The sequence below is a fragment of the Mycolicibacterium rutilum genome (assembly GCF_900108565.1).
GTDB lineage: Bacteria > Actinomycetota > Actinomycetes > Mycobacteriales > Mycobacteriaceae > Mycobacterium > Mycobacterium rutilum.
The window spans coordinates 4,730,944-4,756,621 of the sequence record NZ_LT629971.1 but is presented as its reverse complement, the minus strand read 5'-3'; the positions used below and the strand labels follow the sequence as shown (position 1 = coordinate 4,756,621).

Here is a 25,678-nt window from a genome sequence, read left to right as displayed (position 1 = left end):
CGGTCAGGGTAATAACCCTTCCGTCCAAGCCCAAGAGAAGAAAGCCTCGCCATCGTCGAAGGGCAGGTACATATCGGTGGCTAGCAGATCGTCGACAAGCGCAACAGTCTGATCTCGGTCCCGGTTGAACAGCGACTTGTAGGCTTCGGCGACGATCCACATCGTGTCGATGGAGGCGACTCGGAGGCGACGAGCCTGAGCGACAGCCGCACGGTCATCGAGGACAGCTGTTAACTTGCGGTGGCTGGCGCAAGCGATAACAGCTGATTCGCCCAGGTGCCGAGATGTGCCGCCACCGAGCGCCACCTTGACCCTCAACGCGGTCATTTCCTCTTCATCAGTCATAACGATGTGTGCTGCCCAGCTGACTGCACCGACGGCTGGGATCCCAGAATGGTTGTCTCTGCCACGTTCGATTTCGACGTTAACTTCAGCGGGAATAAGTACCACGCCTGAGGCGCGAGGCTTTGAATGATGGATTGATGCCCAGCACGACAAATGTGGGTGTACGTGCTGGTGTCCATCACCCACTGAGCGGGCTCAGTCACCGTGGCCCGCGAATGACCTTCGCAAATCGTCCAGTGAGAGGACTGGCCTTTCGGGCAATTCGTCTGGCGACATGGTGTCGCGCAGCAGTTCAATCGTCCGGGCTGCTGTGAGTTGACCGGATGTGTAGCCCTCGATACATGCTGCACTGAAACCGGGCGAAAGGTAGGGGCTCTTGGGTTCTCTTGCCCACGTTAACTTGAGGTGCACGTAGTCACCCCTCCGTGGCTCTTGGTGTAACAGCGACTTGGCTTCTTCCCAGTCGATCAACCCCAGATTGCGCAGTTGATTTACAGCCGCTGACCAACTCAGGTGATACACCGCGGCGACTGCAAGTGCTCGGTCGCGGCTATTCCAGTCGGCGTGGTCTAGCCATACCCGCGTTGCACCCGAGCGTGGGGCGAGGAAGTGAATGGCGAACGAAAAGAGCATCTTCTCGCAGTCTGCGCCAGCCATCGCGTCGTAGGCGTCACCACAGAGCCAGTGACCCAATTCGTGAGCGAGTGTCATACGGCGCCGACCGGAATCCACATCACCGTTTATTACTGCGACTGCGATGCTCTCGTCGTCAGCAGTGACCTCTACGCAGCCACCGTCTGGGCCGTTCGTTCCTAGGGAAGCGGCATAGGTATACAGGCCGAGTTGCTCGCAAGCCTGACCAAGATTAAGTATTGGCTCGTCTCCTGCCCCGAGACTGTCACGAACCGCTGAAGCCAGATGTTCGGCTTCTTCGTGGCCTTGCGGAGTTCGAGCCTCGCGGTCGCGTTTGACTGGTGCGAGAAGGCCCATCTCTAGCAGCATGAGGGCATCGGCGGCGAACAGTTCGATCTCAGTATCGAGTGCCTCGGTCGTATCGTGACGCGCATCTTCTGGAGCGTTGGCGAGATCTCGCCTTCGATTGACGACCGCTGGAAGCGGATCGTTGACAAAGAACCCAAGTGGCCGCCCTAATGCTTCGGCGATCGCGACCATCTCCGCCATGGTGAGTCTGCGCTCGCCCTTTTCGGCGCGACTAATTGCCGAACGTTCCAGTCCGACCATTTCACCAAGCTTGGCCTGGGTAACGTCCCTTTCGCCGCGCGCCTGGGCTACGCGGAGTCCAAGCGTCTTGTGGTCCATGTGTGTGATTTTCACACAACCGCAATGACAGTGTCGAGGTACATGCCTTGAACTGTGATTATCCTAAGAGTTGGCGAGCCACGCCCGTGGCCGCGGTCCTGGCGCGGCACTCACGAACGCCGCCCAGGCCCGTGCCCCCGCTTCGGAACCTTGGAAACTGTCTTCGACGGATGTTCAGAGCTTTTTGCTGTAGACACTGTCGGCGGACACGCCAGCAAGTAGTCGCGAAAAGGCCCGTGTACTTATCTGCGTGCCGCCAATCAGGTGTAGTGCGACTGCGCCAACTCGGCAGTTTCCGCGCCCCCCGACTCAGTCAACTCGACGTGCCATAGCTAGGTGCCGGGACATGACATGAGGTCGTTTCGGGTGGGTCCGGTGGCGCGGGTCGCTGCTACTCGGGTGACGCGCTTGACGATAGTCGGGGATCATATCGGCGGGCACCGACGTATTGCACGCACCTAGCCCTTATGTGCAGGCTGTGCGCCGCTGTTGAAGCGTGCGGTCCGCGATCGCTGACCGCTTTAATCAGCAAACAAAGAGTACGATGTTGTCGTATCGACTTGGGAGGCACCAATGACAGAGCCATCGAAGCGCACGCCAATGAAATCGACAACCGTCGGTCGGGCGCCTGCCGGGAATCGTCGAGCTGCCCCAGATGCATCGTGGCTCAGGTTTGACGAAGGGTACTTCCGCGTGCCACGGGACGTGACCTCCTTTCATGCGAGGACCCGGGGCGCCGGATGGCACCGGTCGCGATACCCATCAAACTGATGGCGCGAACTTGTTTACCATCGGTCGGGTCCGAAAGAAACGGTGGATTGAATGATGGCGAAAGGCGACTCGACTAAGGGGTCAGGTTCAAGCGACAAGCCCAAGGACAAGCCCAAGGATCCACCCAGCACGAGTGGGTTGGGCTTCGGTAGCCGTTTCGGCAAAAAGGGGAAGAGGAGCTGACCTCCCCAACCAACGACGAGTCGGACGATCAGATGCAGCCTTCAGGATCCGACAGTCCTAGAGATCCGCCCGATCACTCCTGGCTGGAGTTCGACAGTGAGTTCCGCAGCGGAGATCCCGACGCTTACAAAGACAAGTGATGGCGGCTGTTCTGGCCTAATCGGCAACGACTGCAAATGAACGAAGACCAGGGCAAGACCTACTCAGCTTTCATCGAGGCGCAATTAAAGGCTGAGAACGATCTCCGGGCATCCGTAACGGCACGCGCCAACTCGGCGCTAACTGGCGCGACGGGTCTGGTCACGTTGGTGCTCGCGGTCTTCGCCGTCTTCCTGGGAAAAGACTTCACACTTAGGGGCTACGCGAAGCTTTACCTGATTCTGGCGGTGATGGCGTTGCTGATGTCGGCCGCCTGCGCCCTTGCTGCCGCGCTGCCGCTGAAGCAGAAGTACACGAACGCAGCAACGCTGCAAAGCTTCCTTGGGAAACCTCACTGGGGCGACGACGAGATTGATGCGCGCAATCTGACGTCGGTCTGCAATCTCACCGTATTGACTTCTTTACGTGTAGGTACAGCAAGGAAAATGAGGTGGCTGATCGGTGCCGGGATATTTCAACTAACTGCAATCGTCATGTTAGTTCTATGCGTCATCACCACCGTCTCCACGATGCACACCTGAAGGCCGCGTTCCACTGGTCCGTCGGGCGCGCGCCATGTTGGTGCGCTTCTCGGCGGTGGTCACCGCAGAGCACCCCCTCGCCGAGCCGAGACAGGTTGTCGGCAGCCTCGATCAACGCCTGTCCGAGCCTGCGCGCGTCGTCACTGTTAAGCATGTCGTCCCAATGCAACCCGTCGACCCGGATGCAGCGGCCTTCGACGGTGCCGTCGCGCAGCTGTGTGCCAGAAATCAGCCCCGTTGGGTCGTGATCGCCGCTGTTCCACTGGATATCGGGGAGCGTCCACTTCGGACCCTCAAAGCTGCGGAATTCGTCGGGGCTTCCAACGTCGGCCCAATCGGAAGTTCGACAGCGCCGGCCGGGATTGGAATCGTCATCGCGCGGCCCACCCGTCGAGCAAATCGGCCGTCTCGACGATCAGGGCGGCGAACTCGCGGGCCTGCTCAGTCGTCATGTCGACCGCGGACGCGAACTCAAAATGGACACCCGGTGCTTCCTCAAGCGTGCCGTCGTCGATATGTCCGTCGGGCATCTGGATTGCGGCACCGCGGACCGTCGCCTCGTGCCCGTCGACTGACCGGTCTTCTGTCCAAACAATTCGATAGTGGTGGTCCCAGTCGGCCCACGTGCTAAGGGTGTGCGCACCCGGCGGCAATGGGACGTTCGGGTTTCTCGATTTCAAATCGGTTTTGGTCATGGGCCAGCTACCTCTCATGTTGGGTTGCTAGCGCCCTGCGTGACCAGTTCACATACAGTTCATGCGGTTCAATTGTGGCCCGAGAAACGTGTTCTGACCCTGCGTCGAACGTGGTGCGCGATACTGGGATTGAACCAGTGACCTCTTCCGTGTCAGGGAAGCGCTCTCCCGCTGAGCTAATCGCGCCGGGGTCCAACTTGGAGGTGGAGACGGGAATCGAACCCGTGTGCACGGCTTTGCAGGCCGTTGCCTCACCACTCGGCCACTCCACCGCTGGGGTTGATGCCACTGCACCCTCGAGCGGATGACGGGATTCGAACCCGCGACCCTCACCTTGGCAAGGTGATGCGCTACCAACTGCGCTACATCCGCGCGCCACGAACGACTTCGCCGCCCGTCGCGAAGCACGACGATAGTCCACCGACGTAGCGCTGCACAAATCCCGACGTTTGCCGGTGCGTCGCGGGGCGTTCAACGCTCAAATCAACTGGTAAGACTGGCGCGACAGCACGAACCCGCGGCCGGTATCGGCGTTGCGACACGTGACCCCGGCCTCGGCGCTCTCGCACCGCATCGGGCCCACGCGAACCGCCTCGCCGTAGGGCAGTACGTCCTCGACGCCGAACGCGGTGTCGCCCGCGCAAATGAACTCCGCCGGCCCGGCCGTGACGAGCAACAGCCCCTGCCCGTAGTCCCATTCGCAATCGGCGGGCTTGGGCGGGGAAGACCAGTCGCGGTCCATGATGTCGCAGCGCGCGTACGTGGCGTCCAGGCGGCAGGCGATGTTGCCCGACGGCGCGATGAACCCGGTGGGCCCGTCGACGGACCGCTCCGTCGCCGTCGGGACGGGGGAGGTGGACGGCGCCGCAGTGCTCGGTTGCGAACCGCACGCCGGAAGGGTTAGAGCACCGGCAGCGCACACCACCAGAGTCGCCCCGCGCCCACCCCAGGAAGCCATCATCGGTGACCTTAGTCCCGTGCCCGCTGCCGGGCACCAGATGTGAACCGGCGGATTCGGGTCGACGCGGTCCAGCGTGCTAGTCTTCGACGTCGTTCGGCCATTCGGCCGACTCCCCGGTCTCGTAGCTCAGTGGGAGAGCGTCCGCCTCACACGCGGAAGGTCGCTGGTTCGAACCCAGCCGGGACCACCTCATTATCTGACTTCGGCTCGCCGACACAGTCCTTCTCTTTCCGACTCATCTCACTGACCTGCTCCCTGAGGTTCCGACTACGCCGAAGCGCTGCGCTGTTTCGACGGGGCACTTGTCGGTAGCAGGGTGTAGCTTCGAAAGCGTGATCGAACATGTGTTCGAGGTGGATCCGCAGGCGAGTGAGGCTCAGCTGCAAGAGCAGGTCGAGGACCTGGAGCGGCTGAAGTCGAAAGCCGCGGCGGCCCAGGCGAGGGCGACCGCCTTGTGGCGGGCCAAGCGCCACGCCGCCGAGAAGGCGGCCGGGGTGCCCGCGAGCAGGCGGGGCCGCGGGTTGTCCAGCGAGGTGGCGTTGGCGCGCCACGAGGCCCCCGCCACGGGCGGGCGCCATCTGGGGTTCGCGACGGCCCTGGTCGAGGAGATGCCGCACACGCTGGCCGCGCTGGAGTGCGGGGCGCTTTCAGAGTGGCGGGCGACGTTGATCGTGCGCGAGTCGGCGTGTTTGAGTGTCGAGCACCGCCGCCGGTTGGACGCCCAGATGTGCCGCGACGTCGCGCGTCTCGACGGGTGGGGTGACAAGCGGATCGCGGCCGAGGCCAAAAAGATCGCCTGCGAGCTCGACGTCGCCGCGGTGGTGGACCGCAGCGCCAAAGCGGCTAAGGATCGGCGGGTCACCGTCCGCCCGGCGCCCGACTCGATGACGTATGTGACCGCTTTGCTGCCCGTTGGTCAGGGCGTCGTCGCTGTCTATGCGAGCTTGAAACGGGCCGCTGACACCACCTTTGACGGCCGCTCGCGCGGGCAGGTCATGGCCGACACCCTGGTCGAGCGGGTCACCGGCCGGCCTGCCGAGCAGCCGGTGGATGTGACGCTGAACCTGGTCATGGCCGACACCACGCTGATGGGCGACGACGACGCGCCCGCGTGGCTGCAGGGATACGGCCCGCTGCAGTGCGATCGCACGGGGGCTGACCGGTGAGGCGGTGCGCGACGCCGCGGCCAAAGCGATGCTGCGCCGGCTGTACCGCCATCCGCGCAGCGGTCAGCTGGTGGCCATGCAGTCGCAGGCCCGAGCCTTCCCCAAGGGATTGGCGGCGTTCATCGACCTGCGCGACCAGACCTGTCGAACGCCCTACTGCGACGCCGAGATTCGGCACCGCGACCACGCCGTCCCGCGACGCCGCGGCGGGCCGACCAGCGCCGGCAACGGCCTCGGCGCATGCGCGGCGTGCAACTACGCCAAAGAGGCCCCGGGCTGGTCAGTCATCACCAGCGAACGTGACGGTGTGCACCACGCCGAATTCACCACACCCACGCGAGCGACCTACCGATCCACCGCCCCACCACTACCGGGACCACAGCTACGCACCGTCAGCCGCCTCGAAGGCCGGCTCAGCATCGACCTGATCACCTTCGACGCTGCGTGATCGACGGCGAGATTCAGCGGCGTCGCCGCCAGATCAGGAATCCCACACCGAGCGCCGCGGCCAGTGCGATCGCTGCCACCGGGACCGTCTGCTTCGGGTTGTCGGTCGCCGTATGGCGGACCGCCTCGGCCTTCTGCACGACGCGCTCTTTGGTCTCGGCGGCCTTGTCCTTGGCGGCTTCCTTGGTCTCGTCGACCTTCTCCTTGGCGCGCTCCTTGACGTCCAGCTTCGCCTGCAGCGCCTCGACGGTCTCGCCGAGCTCGGCGCGGGTCTGCTCGATGTCGGCCTCGATGTCGTCCTTGCCGGCCTCCGGGCCAGGCTCGGGACGGGGATTCGGTGCGGTCATGAGCGAGTGTCCTTCAACTCCTGGATGTCGGCCTTGACGGTCTCGACCGTCCTCGGCGCGGCGGGGGTGACCTCTTGGGCCTGCTTGCGGCCCACCAGCGCCGCGATCCCGGCGACGACGAACAGCACCGCCGCCACGATCAGCGCCGCCGCCCACACGTCGAGCACCAACGCCAAGGCCGCCACAGCCGCCGCGATCATCGTCGCCGCGCCGAAGAACGCAAACAGGCCCGCGACGCTGAACAACCCGGCGCCAATGCCCGCGTGCTTGGCCGATTCCTGAAATTCCTTCTGCGCCAACCGCATCTCGTCGCGGACCAACCGCGACGTCTGCGTCGACAACTGACTCATCAACTCGCCGATCGACGCGTCTGCGGCAGGTTTCGATTGCACCGCCATCACATACCAACCTCTGACTTGTCCTGATCTGTCGCGACAGTGATGCCCTAGGTCAGGGCGCATGAAACGTCACCGCGGCCGAAATTCACGCCCGCGTTCGATGACGGCGCGAACACTCCTCGGCAACGGTTCGGCAACCACCATCGCTCGCGGCCGTCGCGTCGCCGATATTGAGCAATGCCCTTCAGTCGCCGAACCGCATCGGAAAGACGCTCTACCATGCCGAACCGGTCACCTTTTGGATACGGAGCGGTGCGCCATGGTGCGTCGTCGACGACGGGCTGCTGATATTTACGCGGTCGTATAAACGCGACCTCGAGGCGGGCGGGCAGTTGCTCGCCCCGCCTGACGGAATGTTCTACAGCGTGAACGAAGGGATCGACGCCGATGACGGCCTTGAAACGAGTCAACATCGCAGCAGCCGTTGGGGCTGGGCTGTGTGCGGTAACCATGGCGTTGAGCCCGGCCGCATTGGCGGGCGGCTACGAGTGTGTCCAGACATCGTCGGGGGAGGCACCCGCCGGCGCCCCGCCGGGCGCGGTGTGCGCGCCGCTCACTGACATGGCCGGTGGCGTGCCGATGGCCTTCCCCGGCCCGCCGCCAGTAGCGCCGCCTGTCGTGCCGCCGCCGCTGGTTCCGCCGGTCGTGCCGCCGCCGCTGGTGCCGCCCGTGGTGCCGCCGCCGGTCGCACCGCCGCCCGTGGTCCCGCCGGTCGCCCCGCCGCCGGTCGTGCCGCCGCTCGTTCCGCCGGTTCCCGTCGTGCCGGTCGTGCCCGCGGCCGGAGCGCCCGTGGCGGTCGGCGCCCCGCTGACGACGATGGGCGGTGCGGCTGCAGGAAAGGGTGACCCGGTCGGCGCACCCGCGCCGGGAGACCCGTTGCCCGGTCAGCCGATTCCGCCCGGCCCGAACGTGTAGCGGCGGTGCGCTGAGGATAATTCCATCCGGGTTGGCCCGGCGACGAGATCACTCGTCGTCGGGCCAAATCCGTTTATCGACAACAATTTTCGTCTACAAGCACCACCCGGCCGCCGTGGCCGAACCGTGACGCAGACTTAATCGAATTGCATGCGCCCGCGGGGGTTCAAACGGCCGCCGCTCCCATAACATTATTGACATCGTTGTAATTTCAAGGGAGTCAAACAGATTGCGTGGGGTTGTTCGGTGTGTACTTGCCGCGGTGGTCATTGCCACCAGCGTGGTGGCCGGGCCGGCTGAGGAGAGCGCGGCGGCGGCCGTCTCGTCGCTGCGCACCGGCATCGCATCCATCGCTCCGGCTCAAGGCGAGGTTGTCGGTGTCGCGCACCCGATCATCGTGACGTTTGGGGTCCCCGTCCCGGATCGGGGACTGGCGGAGCGGTCCCTCGACATCACATCGCTGCCCGCGATGAGCGGCCGCTACGAGTGGCTCGATAATCAGACCGTGCAGTGGGTGCCGGATCGATTCTGGCCCGCGCACAGCACAATTGCGCTGTCGGTGGGTGGTGTGAAGACCAATATCGCGACGGGTCCCGCGGTGGTCGGGGTGGCCAACATCACCGATCACACGTTCACCGTCACCATCGACGGCGTCGACGCCGGCCCGCCCCCGATCCTGCCCGCACCGCACCACCGCCCACACTTCGGCAAGCCCGGTGTGTTCCCGGCGTCGATGGGCAGACCGGAATACCCGACACCGGTGGGCACCTACAGCGTGCTGGCCAAAGAGCGTGACGTGCTGATGGATTCGAGCAGCGTCGGCATCCCGGTCAGCGCCGACGACGGCTACCTGATGGACGTGGAGTGGGCCGTCCGGATCACCAATCGCGGCATCTTCGTGCACTCGGCGCCCTGGGCCGTCAACGCGCTCGGGCACGAGAACGTCAGCCACGGCTGCATCTCGTTGAGTCCCGAGGACGCCGAATGGTATTTCAACACAGTCAAAGTCGGCGACCCGGTGATTGTGCAGGAGAACAGTGTCGAGATCCCGCGGCCACGGGAGGAACCCGTCAATCCGGAGGTGCCGCGGGTGATCTCGCGGTGAGAAGCCAGGTCTAACCCGGTGTGCGCGTCTTCTCGATCACGTCGGACGCAATCTTGATCAGCGGCACGTTGGAGTCCTGAGACAGCTTGCGCAGCAGGTCGAATGCCTGCACCGCATCGACACCGTAGCGTTCCATGATCATGCCCTTGGCCTGGCCGATGATGTCGCGGCTGGCCAACGCCCGCTTGAACTGTTCGTCGCGGCGGGCGGCGTTCCACGCCACCGAGGAGTGCGCCGCGAACACCTGACCGATGATCCGCGACTCGTCGGTGAAAGCGTGCGGCTGTTCGGAGTAGACGTTGAGTGCACCCATCGACTCGTTCTCCATGAACAACTGAAACGCCATGATCGAGCGGATCGGCGTCTCGGCCAAGGCATCTTCGCGGTACCGCGGGAACCGGTCATCGGACTCGAGGTCGGCGACGTAGACGACTTTTTCCTCCCACGCCGCGGTCAGGCACGGACCCTCCTGATGGCGTTGCTGGATCTTGTCCAGCAGCATCGGGTACAGGTGCGTGGCCGCCGGTGTCTCGACGGTTTTCGACTTACGGGTCACCGTGATGCCGGCGTACTGCGCGCCGGGAATCTCGACGGCCGCATGCTCGGCCAACTCCGCGATGACGGTGTCTGCGTCGGTGCGGCTGTACAGCCCGCGCACCAACTCCGCGATACGCAGATGTGCAGCCTCGCGCTCGTCGGGTTCCTTGGCAATAACCATCCAGAAAATCCTTCGCTCAGTCGCCCAAGATTACGCGCTGAACCTGCCTGTCGAGCAGCGGATCGCACACCGTACCTACACGTATGCGCGTCGTCTCACAGCGCTCGCAGGTAGCGGTCGGTGACGACCCGCTGCACGAACGACGTCACCGGCGCGCCCAGCCGGCTCCACCAGGTGGCGTGGCGGGAGAACGCCGTCACCACCGCCGACACCTCCTCGGTCGCCGCGTCGTAGGTCACCAGGAACAGCTCCTCGCCGGATTCGGCGTGCCCGGGCAGCGTGCCGTACGCGAACCCCCGGCGGTCGGGCTCGTCGACCACGTAGACCACCCGGCACGGCGCCGCGATCGGCCCCAGATGCACGATCACCTCGGCGCCGACGGAGGCGACCGCCGCCGTCGGCTCGACCCGGATGCCCGCCCCGCGCAGCATGCCCCACCGCATGCCCGCCGTCGCGGCTTCCTCGAAACGGGCGCGACCGCGCCCGATCACCGCGGTCTTGTGCACATGGTGGTAGCCGCTCGGCAGCGTGCCTGCGGTGCCGCCCACCTCTCGGTAGGTCAGCGGCAGCGCGGCGAGGTCGCTCAGTCTCACTCCGAAACCATGGCATCACCGGCGTACGGTCACACCATGACCACCCCCGCAGACGCCTCCGGCTCCTTCACACTCGGCGACCTGACCGTCAACCGCCTCGGCTACGGCGCGATGCGGCTGACCGGTAAAGGTGTCTGGGGCCCGCCGCGGGACCGCGACGAGTGCTTGCGCGTGCTGCGCCGCGCCGTCGACCTCGGGGTCAACTTCATCGACACCGCCGACTCCTACGGGCCGTTCGTGTCCGAGGAGCTGATCCGCGAGGCGCTGCACCCGTACGACGGCGTCGTCGTGGCGACCAAGGCCGGGCTGCTACGCACCGGACCCGACGAGTGGACGCCCCTCGGGTTCCCCGAATACCTGCGCCAGGAGTGCGAGATGAGCCTGCGCCGGCTCGGCGTCGACACCATCGACCTGTTCCAGCTGCACCGCATCGACGCGAAGTTCCCCGCCGAGGACCAGATCGGCGAACTGCTCAAGCTGCAGCAGGAAGGCAAGATCCGCCACATCGGCCTGTCGGAGATCAACGTCGAACAGCTCGAGGCCGCGCAGAAGGTCGCGCCGATCGTGTCGGTGCAGAACATGTACAACGTCACCGTCCGCACCGCTGAACCGCTGCTGGAAGCCTGTGAGGCCCAGGGCATCGGGTTCATCCCGTGGTTCCCGCTGGCGGCCGGGCCGCTGGCCGCGCCGGACGGGCCGTTGCAGCGCATCGCCGCCGACCACGACGCGTCGGCGTCCCAGTTGGCGCTGGCCTGGCTGCTCAAACGCTCGCCGGTCATGCTGCCGATCCCGGGCACGTCGAAGGTCGCCCACCTCGAGGAGAACGTCGCCGCCGCCGGCATCGAGCTGTCCGACGACGAATTCGAGACGCTGAGCAAAGCCGGATCCGCCGACCAGTGAGTTAGGCAATACGGTGGTCGGGTGGGCACACGTGAGGCGGCGCATCCCGGCGGCGGGTTCAACCCGCCCGAACCGACGAAGCAGGGTGGGCCGGACTACGGCCGGTTCATCGACGCGATCCGCACACTGCAGGACCACGCCCGCGCCGCCGACGCGCCCGACGACGTGATCTCGGAGGCGGCCGACCTCGTCGACAAGGTGTCCCAACTGCTGGCGCCGTACTACGCCGACGAGTGGTCGTCGCCGTCGGGCCGGCGGATGGATCTGCCCGGCCGCGGCAACCTGCTGGCGATCCCGCTCGACGTGCACATCACCGATGATCTGCGGGTCGCCGGCACCGCCCAGTTCCGCCGCTTCCACCTCGGACGCAACGGCGCCGCGCACGGCGGGTCGGTGGCGCAGCTGTTCGACGCGCTGCTCGGCTACACCGCCTTCAAGCTCAGCGGCAGCGGCGCGCAGCGCACCGCGTTCCTGCACGTCGACTACCGCAGCATCGCGCGCATCGAGACCGAGTACCGCGTCGACGCCGGTGTCGACGGCATCGAGGGCCGAAAGATCTTCGTCTCCGGGCGGGTGTTCGACGGTGAGACGACGGTCGCCGAAGCCCACGCGTTGTTCGTCAAGCTCAAGCCGGGGCAGCCGTGAGCCTCACCGACGTCAAACGGCGCTGGGCCCGCTGGCGCGACAAGCTGCGTGAACGGCCCCGGCTCGAGTTCGGCTACCGCATCGCGGTCGGCGTCATCGGGCTGGTCGTGCTGGCCGCCGGCATCCTCGCGATCCCGTACCCCGGCCCCGGCTGGGCCATCGTGTTCGTCGGGCTGGGCATCCTGGCCACCGAGTTCGACTGGGCCCGACGCCTGCTGGGCTGGGTCCGCGAGCGCTACGACAAGGCGATGGCCTGGTTCAAGGAGCAGGGCCTGTGGGTGCAGGTGCTCGGGGCGGTCTTCACCGCGGCCGTCGTGCTGGGCTCGCTGTGGCTGCTCGGCGCGCTCGGCTTCTTCGGCAAGCTCGTCGGCATCGAGCACGAGTTGTTGAAGAGCCCTATTGGCTTCGGGTCCTGACCACCGGCACCGATAGCATGGTCGCGTCTTGAGTCCGTTGACAGTGAAATGGGAGAGTCACCGATGAGCGCCGCCGCAAACCCCACCCCAGCAGCCCCGATCCGGGTCGCTGCCGGGACCACCGCGGGGGAGGCGGTGCGCGAGGCGGGGCTGCCGAGCCGGGGCGCCCCCGACGCGATCGTCGTCGTGCGCGACGCCGAGGGCCGGCTGCGCGACCTGTCGTGGGTGCCCGACGCCGACGTCGAGGTGACGCCCGTGCCCGCCGACAGCGACGACGGCCGCAGCGTCATCCGGCACTCCACCGCCCACGTGCTCGCGCAGGCCGTGCAGGACCTGTTCCCGGAGGCCAAGCTCGGCATCGGGCCGCCGATCACCGACGGCTTCTACTACGACTTCGACGTCGAACGCGCCTTCACGCCTGAGGATCTCGAGGCGCTCGAGAAGCGCATGCGCCAGATCGTCAAAGAGGGCCAGCTGTTCTCGCGGCGGGTCTACGAGTCCAAGGACCAGGCCCGCGAGGAACTGGCCAACGAGCCCTACAAGCTCGAGCTCGTCGACGACAAGTCCGGCGACCCCGACGTGATGGAGGTCGGCGGTGACGAGCTGACCGCCTACGACAACCTCAATCCCCGTACCCGCGAACGGGAGTGGGGCGACCTGTGCCGCGGGCCGCACATTCCCACGACGAAGTACATCCCTGCGTTCAAGCTGACCCGCAGTTCGGCCGCCTACTGGCGCGGCAACCAGGACAACGCGAGCATGCAGCGTGTCTACGGCACCGCGTGGGAGTCGCAGGAGGCGCTCGACAAGCACCTCGAGTTCATCGAGGAGGCCCAGCGCCGCGACCACCGCAAGCTCGGCGCCGAGCTCGACCTGTTTAGCTTCCCCGACGAAATCGGTTCGGGTCTGGCGGTTTTCCATCCCAAGGGTGGCATCATCCGCCGCGAGCTGGAGGACTACTCGCGGCGCAAGCACATCGAGGCCGGCTACCAGTTCGTCAACAGCCCGCACATCACCAAGGCCGAGCTGTTCAAGATCTCCGGGCACCTCGACTGGTACAGCGACGGCATGTTCCCGCCGATGCACCTCGACGCCGAGCTCAACCCCGACGGCAGCGTGCGCAAACCCGGCCAGGACTACTACCTCAAGCCGATGAACTGCCCGATGCACTGCCTGATCTTCCGCTCGCGCGGACGGTCGTACCGCGAACTTCCGTTGCGGCTCTTCGAGTTCGGCACGGTGTACCGCTACGAGCTGTCCGGCGTCGTGCACGGGCTGACCCGGGTCCGCGGGCTGACGATGGACGACTCGCACATCTACTGCACCCGCGAGCAGATGCGCGACGAGCTGACCTCGCTGCTGCGCTTCATCCTCGACCTGCTCGCCGACTACGGGCTGACCGACTTCTATCTCGAGCTCTCGACCAAGGACCCGAAGAAGTTCGTCGGCTCCGACGAGCTGTGGGACGAGGCCACCAGCGTGCTGGCCGAGGTGGGCGCCGCTTCCGGGCTGGATCTGGTGCCCGACCCGGGCGGCGCGGCGTTCTACGGCCCGAAGATCTCGGTTCAGGTCAAAGACGCGCTGGGCCGCAGCTGGCAGATGTCGACGATCCAGCTCGACTTCAACTTCCCCGAGCGCTTCGAGCTGGAGTACACCGCCGCCGACGGTTCGCGGCAGCGGCCGGTGATGATCCACCGCGCGCTGTTCGGGTCGATCGAGCGGTTCTTCGGCATCCTCACCGAGCACTACGCGGGCGCGTTCCCGGCGTGGCTGGCCCCGGTGCAGGTGGTCGGGATCCCGGTATCCGACGATCACGTGCCGTACCTCAACGGCCTTGCGGCGCAACTGAAGATGCAGGGGGTCCGCGCCGAGGTCGACGCCAGCGACGACCGGATGGCCAAGAAGATCGTCAACCACACCAACCAGAAGGTGCCGTTCATGTTGGTCGCGGGGGACCGCGACGTCGAGGCCGGCGCCGTCAGCTTCCGCTTCGGGGACCGCACGCAGATCAACGGCGTGCCCCGCGACGCCGCGGTCGCGGCCATCGTCGACTGGATCGCGGACCGGCAGAACGCGACCCCGACCGCCGAACTGTTCGAGGTGGACACATCGAAGTGAGCGCCGAGGAGCAGAGTCCGCGCGACGAGCAGACCATCATCGACCGCGGTGTCGGTGACCCCGACCACCTGCAGCGGTTGTGGACCCCGCACCGGATGACCTATATCGCCGAGGCGCCGATGAAGGGCGGCTCGGCCGGGTCCAAGGAGCCGTTCACCGACATCCCGACGATGTCCGACGAGGACGGTCTGGTCGTCGCGCGCGGCGAGTCGGTCTACGTCGTGCTCAACCTCTACCCGTACAACCCGGGCCACTCGATGGTGGTGCCCTACCGGCGGGTATCCGAACTCGAAGACCTCACTCCCGACGAGAGCTACGAGCTGATCGCGTTCACCCAGAAGATGATTCGGGTGATCAAGTCGGTGTCGCGGCCGCACGGGTTCAATGTCGGGCTCAACCTCGGCAAGTCGGCGGGCGGGTCGTTGGCCGAGCACCTGCACATGCACGTCGTGCCGCGGTGGAGCGGCGACGCGAACTTCATCACGATCATCGGCGGCTCGAAAGTGGTGCCGCAACTGCTGCGGGAGACCCGCGAACTACTGGCGACGGAATGGGCCAACCAGCAGTGAGCAACTTCTATCTGATGACTCGGGCGGCCTACGAGAAGATCAGCACGCCGATCGCCAAGGGCGCGCTGCGCGCCGGTTTCACCCCCGACAGCATCACGATCCTGGGGACCGCGGGTTCGGTGCTCAGCGCGCTCACGCTGTATCCCATCGGCCAGCTGTGGTGGGGATCGTTCGCGGTGTGGATCTTCGTGCTCGCCGACATGCTCGACGGGGCGATGGCCCGCCAGCGCGGCGGCGGCACCCGGTTCGGCGCCGTGCTCGACGCCACCTGTGACCGGATCAGCGACGGCGCGATCTTCTGCGGGCTGCTGTGGTGGGCCGCCTTCGGGTTGCAGAGCACGTCGCTGGTGGTCGCGACCGCGATCTGCCTGGTCACCTCGCAGGTCATCTCCTACATCAAGGCCCGCGCCGAGGCCAGCGGACTGTCGGCGGAGGGCGGCCTGATCGAGCGGCCCGAACGGCTGATCATCGTGCTCGTCGCGGCGGGGCTGTCCGGTCTGTTCGGGGTGGAGTGGCTGCTGCACATCGGCATGTGGGTGCTCGCGGTGACCAGCCTGGTGACGCTGGGCCAGCGGGTGCACAGCGTGCGCACCTCGCCGGGTGCGATGGACAAGCTGGTCAAACCCGACGCCGCCACCGCAGGCGGGGACACACCGGAGGCGACGGAGCCGTGACGACCACCCCCTCGGGACCGACGGCCAGTGCCAACCCGGTGGGTGGCCGGCTGGCGGACTGGGGGTACGCCGCCGGGTGGCGGGTCGTCCGTGCGGTGCCGGAGTTCTTCGCCCGCAACGCTTTTGACGCCGGAGTCCACTACGCCGCGCGCGGTGGCGGGCCCGCCCAGCTGCGCAAGAACCTGGCCCGCGTCATCGGCGTGCCGCCCGAGCGGGTGCCCGACGGGTTGATGCGCGCGTCGCTGGCGTCGTATGCCCGGTACTGGCGCGAGGCGTTCCGGCTGCCGACGATGGACCATGCCGCGATCGGCCGCGAGCTGGTCGTCGACGACATCGAGCTGCTGTGGGGAGCGCTCGACGCCGGCCGCGGCGCGGTGCTGGCGTTGCCGCACAGCGGGAACTGGGACATGGCCGGGGTGTGGCTGGCGCAGAACTACGGCACCTTCACCACCGTCGCCGAACGGCTCAAGCCCGAGTCGCTGTACAACCGGTTCGTCGCCTACCGCGAAGGGCTGGGCTTCGAGATCGTCCCGCTGACCGGCGGTGAGCGCCCGCCGTTCGAGGTGCTCGCCGAGCGGCTGCGCGACAACCGCCCGGTGTGCCTGATGGCCGATCGGGACCTGAGCCGCAACGGCGTCCAGGTCGACTTCTTCGGCGAGCCCACCCGGATGCCCGCGGGGTCGGCCAAGCTCGCGATCGAGACCGGCGCGGCGCTGTTCCCCGTGCACTGCTGGTTCAAGCCCGGCGGCTGGGGCATGCGGGTGTACCCCGAGATCGACACCTCGTCGCGCGACGTCACCGCGATCACGCAGGCGCTGGCCGACCGGTTCGCCCGCAACATCGCCGCGCATCCGGCCGACTGGCACATGATGCAACCGCAGTGGATCGCCGACCTGCCCGCCGAGCGGCGGGCCCGGCTGGAGGCCAGCCCGTGAGAATCGGCATGGTCTGCCCGTATTCGTTCGACGTCCACGGCGGCGTGCAGTCGCACGTGCTGCAGCTGGCGCAGGTCATGCACGACCGTGGCCACCACGTCAGCGTGCTGGCGCCGTCGTCGCCGGGCGCCGACCTGCCGTCCTACGTCGTCTCCGGCGGCAAGGCGGTGCCGATCCCGTACAACGGGTCGGTCGCGCGCCTGCGGTTCGGGCCCGCGACGCACCGGCTGGTGAAGCGGTGGCTGGCCGACGGTGACTTCGACGTGCTGCATCTGCACGAGCCCAACGCGCCGAGCCTGTCGATGCTGGCGCTCAACATCGCCGAGGGCCCGATCGTCGCGACGTTCCACACGTCGACCACAAAGTCGTTGACGCTCACCGTGTTCGAGCCGATCCTGCGCCCGATGCACGAGAAGATCGTCGGCCGCATCGCGGTGTCGGACCTGGCGCGGCGCTGGCAGATGGAGGCCCTCGGCAGCGACGCCGTCGAGATCCCCAACGGCGTGGACGTCGACTCGTTCGCGTCGGCCCCGCTGCTCGACGGATATCCACGCGCGGGCAAGTCGGTGCTGTTCTTGGGCCGCTACGACGAACCGCGCAAGGGCATGGCCGTGCTGCTGCGCGCGCTGCCTCGGCTCGTCGAGCGGTTTTCCGACATCGAGATCCTCGTCGTCGGCCGCGGCGACGAGGACGACCTGCGCGAGAGCGCCGGCGATCTCGCGCGCCACCTGCGGTTCCTGGGCCAGGTCGACGACGCGCAGAAGGCCTCGGCGATGCGCAGCGCGGACGTCTACTGCGCCCCACACACCGGCGGCGAGAGTTTCGGCATCGTGCTCGTCGAGGCGATGGCCGCAGGCACCGCGGTGGTGGCCAGCGACCTCGACGCGTTCCGGCGGGTGCTCGACGACGGGGTGGCCGGCCGGCTGTTCCCCGTCGACGACGATGCGGCGCTGGCCGACGGGCTGATCGCGGTGCTCGACGACGCCGCGCTGCGGCAGCGGTACGTCGACGCCGCCCGCGAGGCGGTTCAGCGCTACGACTGGTCGGTGGTCGCCCGCCAGATCATGCGGGTCTACGAGACCGTCAGCGGCGCCGGCACCAAGGTCAGGGTGGCCGGCAGCGACGGCGGCCGCGCCAGGAAGGCGACCGGAGGGGTCCGGTGATCACCTGGATCGTGGTGATCGCGCTGGCGGTGCTGGTGGTGATCATCCTGGCGGTCGCCGGCTGGGCGCTGGAGACCGCCAACCGGCTCGACCGGCTGCACGTGCGCTACGACCTCTCGTGGCAGGCGCTCGACGGCGCGCTGGCCCGCCGGGCGGTGGTCGCGCGGGCGGTCGCCGCGGACGCCTACGGCGGTTCGCCGGAGGGCAGACGACTGGCCGCGCTTGCCGACGCGGCCGAGGGCGCGTCGCGGTCCGGGCGCGAGGCCGCCGAGAACGAGCTGTCGGCGGCGTTGGCGGTGGTCGATCCCGCGTCGGTGCCGTTGGCGCTGGTGTCCGAACTCGCCGACTCCGAGGCGCGGGTGGTGCTGGCCCGTCGCTTCCACAACGACGCGGTGCGCGACACGCTGGCGCTGCGCGAACGACCGTTGGTGCGGATGCTGCGGCTGGGCGGGACGGCGGCGCTGCCAACGTACTTCGAGATCGTCGAACGGCCGGATCCGGCCGCCGAGGTGGGCCGGCGGTGAGCTGGCGCACGTCGGCGCGGGTGGTGCTGCTCGACGAGTCCGGGGCCGTGCTGCTGTTCCGCGGTTCGGACCCGGGGCTGGCCGACGCCCCGCGCTGGTGGTTCACCGTCGGCGGTGCGGTCGAGCCGGGGGAGACGCTCGCGCAGGCCGCCGCGCGCGAGATCGGCGAGGAGACCGGGTTGCGGGTCGACGCGGCCGCGCTGGTCGGCCCGCTGTGGCGGCGGCAGGCGGTGTTCGAATTCGACGGCGCAGTGATCCGCAGCGAGGAGCTGTTTTTCGTGCACCGCACCGCGCGGTTCGAGCCGTCGATCGGCGGTCACACCGCCCTGGAGCGGCGCACGATTCACGGCTACCGCTGGTGTGATGAGACAATGATCCGAGAGCTGGTCGCCGGAGGCGAAACCGTCTATCCGCTGCAACTCGGTGAGCTGCTCGCAGAAGCCAACGCACTTGCCGACGCGCGCGGCGACGCACTGCGGAAGCAGTTGCAGTCGATCCGCTGAAGCGCGGAATCAATGGATTTGCGGCCGTCCGTAGACTGGATCGGTAGATATCGGAGGAGATAAGCGTGGATATCGGTGGGCAGGAGCGAAGCGACCGGGGGATGACTACCGCAGGTACTAACGGATCCCAGACCGGAACCGCCCGGGTCAAGCGCGGCATGGCCGAGATGCTCAAGGGCGGCGTCATCATGGACGTCGTCACCCCCGAGCAGGCGCGCATCGCCGAGGGCGCCGGCGCCGTCGCGGTGATGGCGCTCGAGCGGGTGCCCGCCGACATCCGCGCCCAGGGCGGTGTCTCGCGGATGAGCGACCCCGACATGATCGAGGGCATCATCGACGCGGTCACCATCCCGGTGATGGCCAAGGCGCGCATCGGCCACTTCGTGGAGGCGCAGATCCTGCAGAGCCTCGGGGTCGACTACGTCGACGAGTCCGAGGTGCTGACCCCCGCCGACTACACCAACCACATCGACAAGTGGAAGTTCACCGTGCCGTTCGTGTGCGGCGCGACCAACCTGGGCGAGGCGTTGCGGCGCATCACCGAAGGCGCAGCGATGATCCGCTCGAAGGGCGAGGCGGGCACCGGCGACGTGTCCAACGCCACCACCCACATGCGCAAGATCGGCGGCGAGATCCGCCGGCTGACGTCGCTGTCCGAAGACGAGTTGTACGTCGCCGCAAAGGAATTGCAGGCTCCCTACGACCTCGTCGTCGAGGTGGCGCGGGCGGGCAAGCTGCCGGTCACGCTGTTCACCGCCGGCGGCATCGCGACCCCGGCCGACGCGGCGATGATGATGCAGCTCGGCGCCGAGGGCGTGTTCGTCGGATCGGGCATCTTCAAGTCCGGCAACCCCGCCGAGCGGGCCGCCGCGATCGTCAAGGCCACCACCTTCTACGACGATCCCGACGTGCTGGCGAAGGTGTCGCGTGGGCTCGGCGAGGCGATGGTCGGCATCAACGTCGACGACATCCCGGTCCCGCACCGGCTCGCAGAACGCGGCTGGTAGACATCTGTTTTATGGCGATCGAACAGATCCTCGACCTGGAGCAGATCGAGGTCAACATCTATCGCGGCGGCGTGTTCAGCCCGGAATCCGGGTTCCTGCAGCGCACTTTCGGCGGCCACGTCGCCGGTCAGTCGCTGGTTTCCGCGGTGCGCACCGTCGACCCGAAGTACCAGGTGCACTCGCTGCACGGCTACTTCCTCAAGGGTGGTGACGCGCGGGCACCGTCTGTGTACACCGTCGAGCGGATCCGCGACGGCGGCTCCTTCTGCACCCGCCGGGTCAGCGCGATCCAGCACGGCGAGACGATCTTCTCGATGTCGGCGTCGTTTCAAACCGACCAGAGCGGCATCGAGCACCAGGACGTCATGCCCACCGCGCCGCCGCCGGACAACATCCCCGACTTCAAGTCGGCGAGCAAGGTTTTCGACGACGCCAGCTTCCGCCAGTTCGACGAGTGGGACGTCCGCATCGTGCCGCGGGACCAGATGAACTACACGCCGGGCAAGGCGTCGCAGCAGCAGGTGTGGTTCCGGCACCGCGACCCGCTGCCCGACGACCCGGTGCTGCACATCTGCGCGCTGGCCTACCTCAGCGACCTCACGCTGCTGGGTTCGGCCCAGGTCAACCACGTCGAGGAGCGCAACCACCTCATGGTCGCGTCGCTCGACCACGCGATGTGGTTCATGCGCCCATTCCGCGCCGACGAGTGGATGCTCTACGACCAGTCGTCGCCGTCGGCGTGCGGCGGCCGCGCCCTGACGCAGGGCAAGTTGTTCAACCAGTACGGCGAGATGGTGGCGGCGGTCATGCAGGAGGGGCTGACCCGCTACCGCCGCGACTACACACCGTGAGCACCTCACACGTCGGCGTGCTGGCGCTGCAGGGCGACACCCGCGAGCACCTGGCCGCGCTGCGCGAGGCCGGCGCCGAGGCGTCGACCGTCCGGCGGCTGAGCGAGCTCGAGGCGGTCGACGCGCTGGTGATCCCCGGCGGCGAATCCACCGCGATGAGCCACCTGTTGCGTGAACTCGACCTGCTCGAGCCGCTGCGGTCGCGGCTGGCCGACGGGATGCCGGCGTACGGGTCGTGCGCGGGAATGATTCTGCTGGCGTCGGAGATCCTCGACGCCGGGGTCGCCGGCCGCGACGCCACGCCGCTGAAGGGTATCGATATGACGGTGCGACGCAACGCTTTTGGCCGTCAGGTCGATTCGTTCGAAGACGACATCGCATTCGAGGGTGTCGACGGGCCGGTGCACGCGGTGTTCATCCGCGCGCCCTGGGTGGAACGGGTCGGCCCGCAGGTGCAGGTGCTGGCGGAGGCCGGCGGTCACATCGTCGCGGTGCGGCAGGGCAAGACGGTCGCGACGGCGTTTCACCCGGAGATGACCGGCGACCGTCGCATCCACAAACTGTTCGTCGACCTACTCACCGAGTGATTTGTGAGTGATTCCGTTCGCTCAGCGATCGTTTTCACTCACAAATCGCAGCGTCAGCGGATCGGCAAACCGGTGACCGCTCGGCCGATCACCAGCCGCTGGATCTCGCTGGTGCCCTCGAAGATCGTGAAGATCTTCGCGTCGCGGTGCATCCGCTCGACGGGATAGTCGCGGGTATAGCCGTTGCCGCCGAGGATCTGGATCGCCTCGTCGGTCACGTACACCGCGGTCTCGCTGGCGACCAGCTTGGCCATCGACCCCTCGGCGTTGTCGAAGGCCTTGCCGTTGCGGGCCATCCAGCCGGCCCGCCACACCAGCAGCCGGGCGGCGTCGATGCGGGCCTTCATGTCGGCCAGTTTGAACGCGATGGCCTGGAACTCGCCGATCTTCTTGCCGAACTGCTCGCGCTGCAGGGCGTAGTCGAGGGCGTACTCGTAGGCCGCGCGGGCGACGCCGACCGCCATCGCGCCGACCGTCGGGCGGGTGCGCTCGAACGTGGCCAGCGCGGCCTGGCTCTTGGCGCTCTTGCCCTCACGCACCCGCGCGATCCGCTCCTCGAACTTGTCGCGGCCGCCGACGATCAGCCGGCCCGGGATGCGCACGTCCTCGAGCACCACCTCGGCGGTGTGCGACGCGCGGATGCCGTGCTTGAGGAACTTCTGGCCCTGTCGGAATCCCGGCGTGTCCGGCGGGATGATGAACGTGGCCTGCCCGCGGGTGCCGAGTTCGGGGTACACCGACGCGACGACGACATGCACCTCGGCGATCCCGCCGTTGGTCGCCCAGGTCTTGGTGCCGTTGAGCACCCACTCGTCGGTGGCCTCGTCGTAGCGCGCGCGGGTGAGGATGGCGCCGACGTCGGAGCCCGCTCCGGGCTCGGACGAGCAGAACGACGCCACCTTCGGGTCGTCGACGGTGCCGAACATCTGCGGCAACCATTCACCGATCTGCTCGGGCGTCCCGTTGGCGGCCAGTGACGCCGCCGCCAGGCCGGTGCCCAGGATCGACAGCGCGATGCCGGCGTCGCCCCAGAACATCTCCTCGAACGCGACGAGCATGCCCAGCCCGGACGGCTCACCGGCCTGCTCGGCGAAGAACTCCATCGAGTAGATGCCGACCTTGGCGGCCTCCTGGATGATCGGCCACGGCGTCTCCTCGCGCTCATCCCATTCGGCGGCGGCGGGCCGGACCACGTCGGCGGCAAACTCGTGCACCCAGTTCTGGATGTGGGCCAGATCCGGCGACAGCTCAAGCGAGAAGGACATGACCAGATCTTACTTCAGAGTAAGTTAGCTCGGCCAGAGCTGTGTCCGAGGTAACAGGCCGGTCAGGGCTGGATCGGTAGCAGCAACCGGGATGACGACCGCACGGTGTTCAGGCTGCTGGTGCCGACGCTGGCGTGGCGGAAGTTCATGATCGCCGGCCTCGACGGGTCCTGGTCGTCGCTTGCGAGCGTCAGCCGGATGCGGTGTCCCGCGGCGAACCGGCGAGCGTTGGGCACCAGGGGAATCCGGTACTCGACGTCGCGGCCGATCGGCACCGCAACCGGCGTCCGGCAGGGCAGCACGGGGGCCCCGGGGGTGCTGGTTTCCTCATCGACCTCGCGGAGGCTCGCGCGGAGCCACCCGGCCGTCACATCGGTCACTTGGCCGTCGGGCGCGACGTCCTGGAGGACCGCGATCCATGCAGTGTCGGCGGCGGTGGCCGACGCGACGAGCCGAAGCTCGATTTCGCCGACGACGTCGAGCGCCTCGGACAGCGGTGCACTTGTCCAGTCCAGGCGGTCGGGCGGGTCGATGGCGCTGCTCTTGACCCGGCCGAGCCCGGCGCCGAGCACCATGTACTTGCGGGCGCCTTCCTTGCCTTCCTGCGCGTCGAGCACGCCGTCCGCGCGCAGTGCGAGTTCGCGCACGACGGCCCGCGGCGGCCAGGACGGGCTGGTGCGCCACTGCCCGGCGCCGGGCATTGCGTAGCGCACGGGATCACCGTCGAGGATGCCGGTGTCGAAACCCTTGAGCCAGTGGTCGAACCAGGCCAGCGCCTCGGTGTGCAGGCTCTCCCAAGGCCAAGTCAGCCCGAACTTGTCGAGCATGCCCATGCGCACGTTCGGGTTGTGAGTCAAGGCCTTCCACGCGATGAAGGTCGACGGCAGGTGCAGCGGAACGTTCTCCCAGTCGCAGCCCAGGTAGACGGGGATGTGGATGTTCTTGAGCAGCGGGGTGAGATCGCGGGCGTCCCACCAGTCGTCGCGCGTCGGGTGCTTGACGTTCACGTCCAGCCAGAACTCGTCCCAGGGGTGCGGATTGTGCGGGAGCTTGAGCATTTGGCGCAGCATCGTCACGGCCGCCTCGCCGTTCATCGTGCCGAACTTGCGGTGCAGCGGCGGCAGGTGCAGCACTTCGCGGGCGATTCTGAGTGGAAGGCTGCGCCAGAATCCCTCGCCGCGGTCGGCGGTCAGCCCGACCATCGACAGGAATGGCGTGACGAACGAGGAGCTGACCAACCCGTGGTGGCTGGCCGCCTCGTACAGGTCGGTCGTCGCGGCAATCGGGAAGATGGCTCGCAGGTGCGGCGGTTTCTGCACCGCGGCCTCCAGTTGGGCGATAGCGAAGTAGCTGATGCCGATCATGCCGACGTTGCCGTCGCACCATGGCTGAGCGGCGGCCCACTCGACGAGGTCGTGGCAGTCCCGCCTTTCCTGCTCGTCCATGAAGCCGAAAGTTCCGCCGGAGCCGCCGGTGCCGCGCAGGTTGGCGATGACGTGCGTGTAGCCCCGGGACACCCAAAATTCGGTGTCGCCGGCCTCGATGAAGCCCATGGGTGCACCGAGGTTTTGTATCTGGCGCGGATACGGCGACGCGGCGATCAGCGCTGGGAAGCGTCCGTCGGCGGCGGGGCGGTGCACGTCGGCCAGCAGCGTGGTGCCGTCACGCACGGTGATCGCCACGTTGTCGTCGTGACGAATCCGGTGTTGGGCGGAGCTGAGATTGCGGTACTCGCGCCCGGTGGTCTGCGGGCCGTTCAACTGCTTGCGAAAGCCGGTCACGAATTTCACGCTACGTTGAAACTAGTCTCAACGCAACGTGAAATTACTGCTAATCTCCTCGCATGCCCAAGAAGGCACCGCCCGGGCCGCGGGACGAGCGCGGCGTCCTGTCGGCGCGCATCCTGGCCGCGGCGCGCGAGCAGTTCGCCCAGCACGGCTGGGCGGGCACGACGATCCGTGCGATCGCCAGGGCCGCCGACGTCGACCCGGCGCTCGTCTACCACTACTTCGGGTCCAAGGAAGCGCTGCTCGACGCTGCGACCGACCCGCCGCCGCGGTGGCTGGAGAGCGTGGCGGCAACCTGGGCCACGCCGAGCCACGAGCTCGGCGCGGCCCTACTGCGGTTGATGCTCGGCGCGTGGCGGGACGATGAGATCGGTGCGGTGCTGCGCGCGGTGCTCCTGACCGCTGCGCATGACGAGACGACCCGCGAGAAGTTGCGCCGCGTCGTCGAGAGCAGCCTCATGGGTGTCGCCCAACTCGGCGCCGACGAATCCGACCGGCGCACGCGTAGCGGACTCATCTCGTCGCAGATCATGGGACTGGCGATGATGCGTTTCGTCTGGAGGATCGAACCTGTCGCCTCGATGAGTGACGATGAGATCGTCGCGGCGGTCGCGCCGAACCTGCAGCGCTACATCGATGGGACCCTGTCATGACATCGGTCGAGGTCGAACCGCAACCGCGCATCGACACCCTGGTCACCCGCCCCGACGGCAGCCAGGCCCGGCGCACGGAGTACGTCGGCACCGCCTGGTTCGACGGCAAACCGATCGTGTCCGGCCTGACGCTGCGCAGAGCACCGAACGCGCCCAAGGGGATTCGCGTCCCGAACTTCTCGACGGCGTTCTTCGTCCCGGACAGCCTGCCCTACCAGCGGGCCGCGCTGAGCGACGCGTCACTGTCGGTGTCGGTGCTGCTGCAGGCCTCGGGGGAGACCGGTGCGATCGTCGACGCCTCCGCCACGTTCACCGACGATCCGTCGGGCGCGCCGACGTGGATCCAGGTGCACGTGCACGGCCACCTGGCGTGGCCGGCCGGCGTCGGCTACCGGATCGTCGCGTTGACGTCGCCCGACGCCGTTCGGTAGCGCGCA

General features: G+C 67.3%; 27 protein-coding genes, 4 tRNA genes and 2 pseudogenes. 19 read left to right on the top strand and 14 right to left on the bottom strand.

Going from position 1 to position 25,678, the window contains the following annotated elements:
* Positions 1–3 precede the first annotated feature (3 nt).
* Together BLW81_RS23120 and BLW81_RS23115 are read right to left on the bottom strand one after the other, a co-directional pair.
* Entirely contained in the window at positions 4–345 is a 342-nt protein-coding gene (locus BLW81_RS23120; protein ID WP_083409203.1) for a PIN domain-containing protein, read from the bottom strand.
* A 195-nt stretch (positions 346–540) separates the two neighbouring features.
* Positions 541–1,665, bottom strand: a complete 1,125-nt coding sequence (locus tag BLW81_RS23115) for a helix-turn-helix domain-containing protein (protein ID WP_083409202.1) — start codon at positions 1,663–1,665, stop codon at positions 541–543.
* A 1,130-nt stretch (positions 1,666–2,795) separates the two neighbouring features.
* Here BLW81_RS23115 and BLW81_RS23110 point away from each other — a divergent pair.
* Positions 2,796–3,299 carry a hypothetical protein gene (locus tag BLW81_RS23110; protein WP_083409201.1) on the top strand — a complete coding sequence of 168 codons (504 nt, stop codon included), beginning with the start codon at positions 2,796–2,798 and terminating at the stop codon, positions 3,297–3,299.
* A gap of 371 nt (positions 3,300–3,670) precedes the next feature.
* Here the strand turns inward: BLW81_RS23110 and BLW81_RS23105 are convergent, their stop codons facing one another.
* The 5 genes from BLW81_RS23105 to BLW81_RS23085 all read right to left on the bottom strand — a co-directional run bounded on the left by BLW81_RS23105 (position 3,671) and on the right by BLW81_RS23085 (position 4,955).
* Complete coding sequence (locus tag BLW81_RS23105) at positions 3,671–3,994, bottom strand: hypothetical protein (RefSeq protein ID WP_157897805.1); 324 nt, start codon at positions 3,992–3,994, stop codon at positions 3,671–3,673.
* A 111-nt stretch (positions 3,995–4,105) separates the two neighbouring features.
* Positions 4,106–4,180: transfer RNA gene (locus BLW81_RS23100), tRNA-Val, on the bottom strand.
* A 12-nt stretch (positions 4,181–4,192) separates the two neighbouring features.
* Positions 4,193–4,266 (bottom strand) — tRNA-Cys (locus tag BLW81_RS23095).
* A 27-nt stretch (positions 4,267–4,293) separates the two neighbouring features.
* Positions 4,294–4,366: transfer RNA gene (locus BLW81_RS23090), tRNA-Gly, on the bottom strand.
* 106 nt (positions 4,367–4,472) lie between these two features.
* Positions 4,473–4,955, bottom strand: a complete 483-nt coding sequence (locus BLW81_RS23085; RefSeq protein WP_235632070.1) for a DUF6636 domain-containing protein — start codon at positions 4,953–4,955, stop codon at positions 4,473–4,475.
* Between the two features lie 115 nt (positions 4,956–5,070).
* Between BLW81_RS23085 and BLW81_RS23080 the strand changes: the two genes are divergently transcribed.
* Positions 5,071–5,142: transfer RNA gene (locus tag BLW81_RS23080), tRNA-Val, on the top strand.
* 145 nt (positions 5,143–5,287) lie between these two features.
* Positions 5,288–6,569: pseudogene (locus BLW81_RS23075) on the top strand (HNH endonuclease).
* A 13-nt stretch (positions 6,570–6,582) separates the two neighbouring features.
* On the opposite strand, the gene BLW81_RS23070 reads toward BLW81_RS23075, so the two are convergent.
* Genes BLW81_RS23070 through BLW81_RS29495 form a run of 3 tightly spaced genes read right to left on the bottom strand, consistent with a single transcriptional unit; the run spans position 6,583 to position 7,726 of the window.
* Entirely contained in the window at positions 6,583–6,915 is a 333-nt protein-coding gene (locus BLW81_RS23070; RefSeq protein ID WP_083409199.1) for a DUF3618 domain-containing protein, read from the bottom strand.
* Complete coding sequence (locus tag BLW81_RS23065; protein WP_173839667.1) at positions 6,912–7,313, bottom strand: phage holin family protein; 402 nt, start codon at positions 7,311–7,313, stop codon at positions 6,912–6,914. Before BLW81_RS23065 ends, BLW81_RS23070 begins: the two co-directional genes overlap by 4 nt.
* Positions 7,314–7,360: 47 nt before the next feature.
* Positions 7,361–7,726 (bottom strand): hypothetical protein, encoded by a 366-nt coding sequence (locus BLW81_RS29495; RefSeq protein WP_157897804.1) that lies wholly within the window; start codon positions 7,724–7,726, stop codon positions 7,361–7,363.
* A gap of 37 nt (positions 7,727–7,763) precedes the next feature.
* On the opposite strand from BLW81_RS29495, the gene BLW81_RS23060 reads away from it, so the two are divergent.
* Positions 7,764–8,228: a hypothetical protein gene (locus BLW81_RS23060; RefSeq protein ID WP_235632069.1), complete on the top strand. Its 465-nt coding sequence runs from the start codon at positions 7,764–7,766 to the stop codon at positions 8,226–8,228.
* Between the two features lie 229 nt (positions 8,229–8,457).
* Positions 8,458–9,333, top strand: a complete 876-nt coding sequence (locus BLW81_RS23055; RefSeq protein ID WP_083409196.1) for a L,D-transpeptidase — start codon at positions 8,458–8,460, stop codon at positions 9,331–9,333.
* A 10-nt stretch (positions 9,334–9,343) separates the two neighbouring features.
* On the opposite strand, the gene BLW81_RS23050 is transcribed toward BLW81_RS23055, so the two are convergent.
* Both BLW81_RS23050 and BLW81_RS23045 read right to left on the bottom strand, forming a co-directional pair.
* Positions 9,344–10,051, bottom strand: a complete 708-nt coding sequence (locus BLW81_RS23050; RefSeq protein WP_083409195.1) for a GAF and ANTAR domain-containing protein — start codon at positions 10,049–10,051, stop codon at positions 9,344–9,346.
* A 95-nt stretch (positions 10,052–10,146) separates the two neighbouring features.
* The gene (locus tag BLW81_RS23045; protein WP_083409194.1) at positions 10,147–10,644 is read right to left on the bottom strand and encodes a DUF1990 domain-containing protein; all 498 of its coding nucleotides are present in this window, start codon (positions 10,642–10,644) and stop codon (positions 10,147–10,149) included.
* 36 nt (positions 10,645–10,680) lie between these two features.
* Here BLW81_RS23045 and BLW81_RS23040 point away from each other — a divergent pair, with 36 nt between their 5' ends.
* From BLW81_RS23040 to pdxT, 12 genes and pseudogenes are all read left to right on the top strand, one after another.
* Positions 10,681–11,544, top strand: coding sequence for an aldo/keto reductase (locus tag BLW81_RS23040; protein WP_157897803.1), 864 nt, complete (start codon positions 10,681–10,683; stop codon positions 11,542–11,544).
* 21 nt (positions 11,545–11,565) lie between these two features.
* Entirely contained in the window at positions 11,566–12,189 is a 624-nt protein-coding gene (locus BLW81_RS23035) for a PaaI family thioesterase (RefSeq protein WP_083409192.1), read from the top strand.
* Positions 12,186–12,605 carry a TIGR02611 family protein gene (locus tag BLW81_RS23030; RefSeq protein WP_083409191.1) on the top strand — a complete coding sequence of 140 codons (420 nt, stop codon included), beginning with the start codon at positions 12,186–12,188 and terminating at the stop codon, positions 12,603–12,605. Before BLW81_RS23035 ends, BLW81_RS23030 begins: the two co-directional genes overlap by 4 nt.
* A 63-nt stretch (positions 12,606–12,668) precedes the next feature.
* Positions 12,669–14,723 carry a threonine--tRNA ligase gene (gene thrS / locus BLW81_RS23025; protein WP_083409190.1) on the top strand — a complete coding sequence of 685 codons (2,055 nt, stop codon included), beginning with the start codon at positions 12,669–12,671 and terminating at the stop codon, positions 14,721–14,723.
* Positions 14,720–15,292, top strand: a complete 573-nt coding sequence (locus tag BLW81_RS23020) for an ATP adenylyltransferase (RefSeq protein WP_083409189.1) — start codon at positions 14,720–14,722, stop codon at positions 15,290–15,292. Before thrS ends, BLW81_RS23020 begins: the two co-directional genes overlap by 4 nt.
* Positions 15,289–15,966, top strand: a complete 678-nt coding sequence (pgsA, locus tag BLW81_RS23015; protein WP_083409188.1) for a phosphatidylinositol phosphate synthase — start codon at positions 15,289–15,291, stop codon at positions 15,964–15,966. Before BLW81_RS23020 ends, pgsA begins: the two co-directional genes overlap by 4 nt.
* The gene (locus BLW81_RS23010; protein WP_083409187.1) at positions 15,963–16,901 is read left to right on the top strand and encodes a phosphatidylinositol mannoside acyltransferase; all 939 of its coding nucleotides are present in this window, start codon (positions 15,963–15,965) and stop codon (positions 16,899–16,901) included. The genes pgsA and BLW81_RS23010 overlap by 4 nt, the downstream gene beginning before the upstream one ends.
* Positions 16,898–18,064: a glycosyltransferase family 4 protein gene (locus BLW81_RS23005; RefSeq protein ID WP_083409186.1), complete on the top strand. Its 1,167-nt coding sequence runs from the start codon at positions 16,898–16,900 to the stop codon at positions 18,062–18,064. Before BLW81_RS23010 ends, BLW81_RS23005 begins: the two co-directional genes overlap by 4 nt.
* Positions 18,061–19,091 (top strand): annotated as a pseudogene (locus BLW81_RS23000) (NUDIX hydrolase). The gene BLW81_RS23005 and the pseudogene BLW81_RS23000 overlap by 4 nt, the downstream one beginning before the upstream one ends.
* A gap of 101 nt (positions 19,092–19,192) precedes the next feature.
* Entirely contained in the window at positions 19,193–20,098 is a 906-nt protein-coding gene (gene pdxS, locus BLW81_RS22995; RefSeq protein WP_083409185.1) for a pyridoxal 5'-phosphate synthase lyase subunit PdxS, read from the top strand.
* Positions 20,099–20,109: 11 nt separating this feature from the next.
* Entirely contained in the window at positions 20,110–20,949 is an 840-nt protein-coding gene (gene tesB / locus BLW81_RS22990; RefSeq protein WP_083409184.1) for an acyl-CoA thioesterase II, read from the top strand.
* Positions 20,946–21,536 carry a pyridoxal 5'-phosphate synthase glutaminase subunit PdxT gene (gene pdxT / locus BLW81_RS22985; RefSeq protein WP_083409183.1) on the top strand — a complete coding sequence of 197 codons (591 nt, stop codon included), beginning with the start codon at positions 20,946–20,948 and terminating at the stop codon, positions 21,534–21,536. Before tesB ends, pdxT begins: the two co-directional genes overlap by 4 nt.
* Before the next feature lie 53 nt (positions 21,537–21,589).
* Here the strand turns inward: pdxT and BLW81_RS22980 are convergent, their stop codons facing one another.
* Both BLW81_RS22980 and BLW81_RS22975 read right to left on the bottom strand, forming a co-directional pair.
* Positions 21,590–22,801, bottom strand: a complete 1,212-nt coding sequence (locus tag BLW81_RS22980; RefSeq protein ID WP_083409182.1) for an acyl-CoA dehydrogenase family protein — start codon at positions 22,799–22,801, stop codon at positions 21,590–21,592.
* Positions 22,802–22,863: 62 nt separating this feature from the next.
* The gene (locus BLW81_RS22975; protein WP_235632067.1) at positions 22,864–24,582 is read right to left on the bottom strand and encodes a CocE/NonD family hydrolase; all 1,719 of its coding nucleotides are present in this window, start codon (positions 24,580–24,582) and stop codon (positions 22,864–22,866) included.
* Between the two features lie 62 nt (positions 24,583–24,644).
* Between BLW81_RS22975 and BLW81_RS22970 the strand changes: the two genes are divergently transcribed.
* Together BLW81_RS22970 and BLW81_RS22965 are read left to right on the top strand one after the other, a co-directional pair.
* Entirely contained in the window at positions 24,645–25,241 is a 597-nt protein-coding gene (locus BLW81_RS22970) for a TetR/AcrR family transcriptional regulator (protein WP_083409180.1), read from the top strand.
* Entirely contained in the window at positions 25,238–25,672 is a 435-nt protein-coding gene (locus BLW81_RS22965; protein ID WP_083409179.1) for a hypothetical protein, read from the top strand. The genes BLW81_RS22970 and BLW81_RS22965 overlap by 4 nt, the downstream gene beginning before the upstream one ends.
* Positions 25,673–25,678: the final 6 nt, after the last annotated feature.

Excerpts from the sequence above, each read along its gene's own strand:
- BLW81_RS23120 (WP_083409203.1), bottom strand. The coding sequence starts at position 345 with ATGACTGATGAAGAGGAAATGACCGCGTTGAGGGTCAAGGTGGCGCTC.
- BLW81_RS23115 (WP_083409202.1), bottom strand. The coding sequence starts at position 1,665 with ATGGACCACAAGACGCTTGGACTCCGCGTAGCCCAGGCGCGCGGCGAA.
- BLW81_RS23110 (WP_083409201.1), top strand. The coding sequence starts at position 2,796 with ATGAACGAAGACCAGGGCAAGACCTACTCAGCTTTCATCGAGGCGCAA.
- BLW81_RS23105 (WP_157897805.1), bottom strand. The coding sequence starts at position 3,994 with ATGACCAAAACCGATTTGAAATCGAGAAACCCGAACGTCCCATTGCCG.
- BLW81_RS23085 (WP_235632070.1), bottom strand. The coding sequence starts at position 4,955 with ATGATGGCTTCCTGGGGTGGGCGCGGGGCGACTCTGGTGGTGTGCGCT.
- BLW81_RS23070 (WP_083409199.1), bottom strand. The coding sequence starts at position 6,915 with ATGACCGCACCGAATCCCCGTCCCGAGCCTGGCCCGGAGGCCGGCAAG.
- BLW81_RS23065 (WP_173839667.1), bottom strand. The coding sequence starts at position 7,313 with ATGGCGGTGCAATCGAAACCTGCCGCAGACGCGTCGATCGGCGAGTTG.
- BLW81_RS29495 (WP_157897804.1), bottom strand. The coding sequence starts at position 7,726 with ATGTTGACTCGTTTCAAGGCCGTCATCGGCGTCGATCCCTTCGTTCAC.
- BLW81_RS23060 (WP_235632069.1), top strand. The coding sequence starts at position 7,764 with ATGGCGTTGAGCCCGGCCGCATTGGCGGGCGGCTACGAGTGTGTCCAG.
- BLW81_RS23050 (WP_083409195.1), bottom strand. The coding sequence starts at position 10,051 with ATGGTTATTGCCAAGGAACCCGACGAGCGCGAGGCTGCACATCTGCGT.
- BLW81_RS23040 (WP_157897803.1), top strand. The coding sequence starts at position 10,681 with ATGACCACCCCCGCAGACGCCTCCGGCTCCTTCACACTCGGCGACCTG.
- thrS (WP_083409190.1), top strand. The coding sequence starts at position 12,669 with ATGAGCGCCGCCGCAAACCCCACCCCAGCAGCCCCGATCCGGGTCGCT.
- pdxS (WP_083409185.1), top strand. The coding sequence starts at position 19,193 with ATGACTACCGCAGGTACTAACGGATCCCAGACCGGAACCGCCCGGGTC.
- tesB (WP_083409184.1), top strand. The coding sequence starts at position 20,110 with ATGGCGATCGAACAGATCCTCGACCTGGAGCAGATCGAGGTCAACATC.
- BLW81_RS22980 (WP_083409182.1), bottom strand. The coding sequence starts at position 22,801 with ATGTCCTTCTCGCTTGAGCTGTCGCCGGATCTGGCCCACATCCAGAAC.
- BLW81_RS22970 (WP_083409180.1), top strand. The coding sequence starts at position 24,645 with ATGCCCAAGAAGGCACCGCCCGGGCCGCGGGACGAGCGCGGCGTCCTG.
- BLW81_RS22965 (WP_083409179.1), top strand. The coding sequence starts at position 25,238 with ATGACATCGGTCGAGGTCGAACCGCAACCGCGCATCGACACCCTGGTC.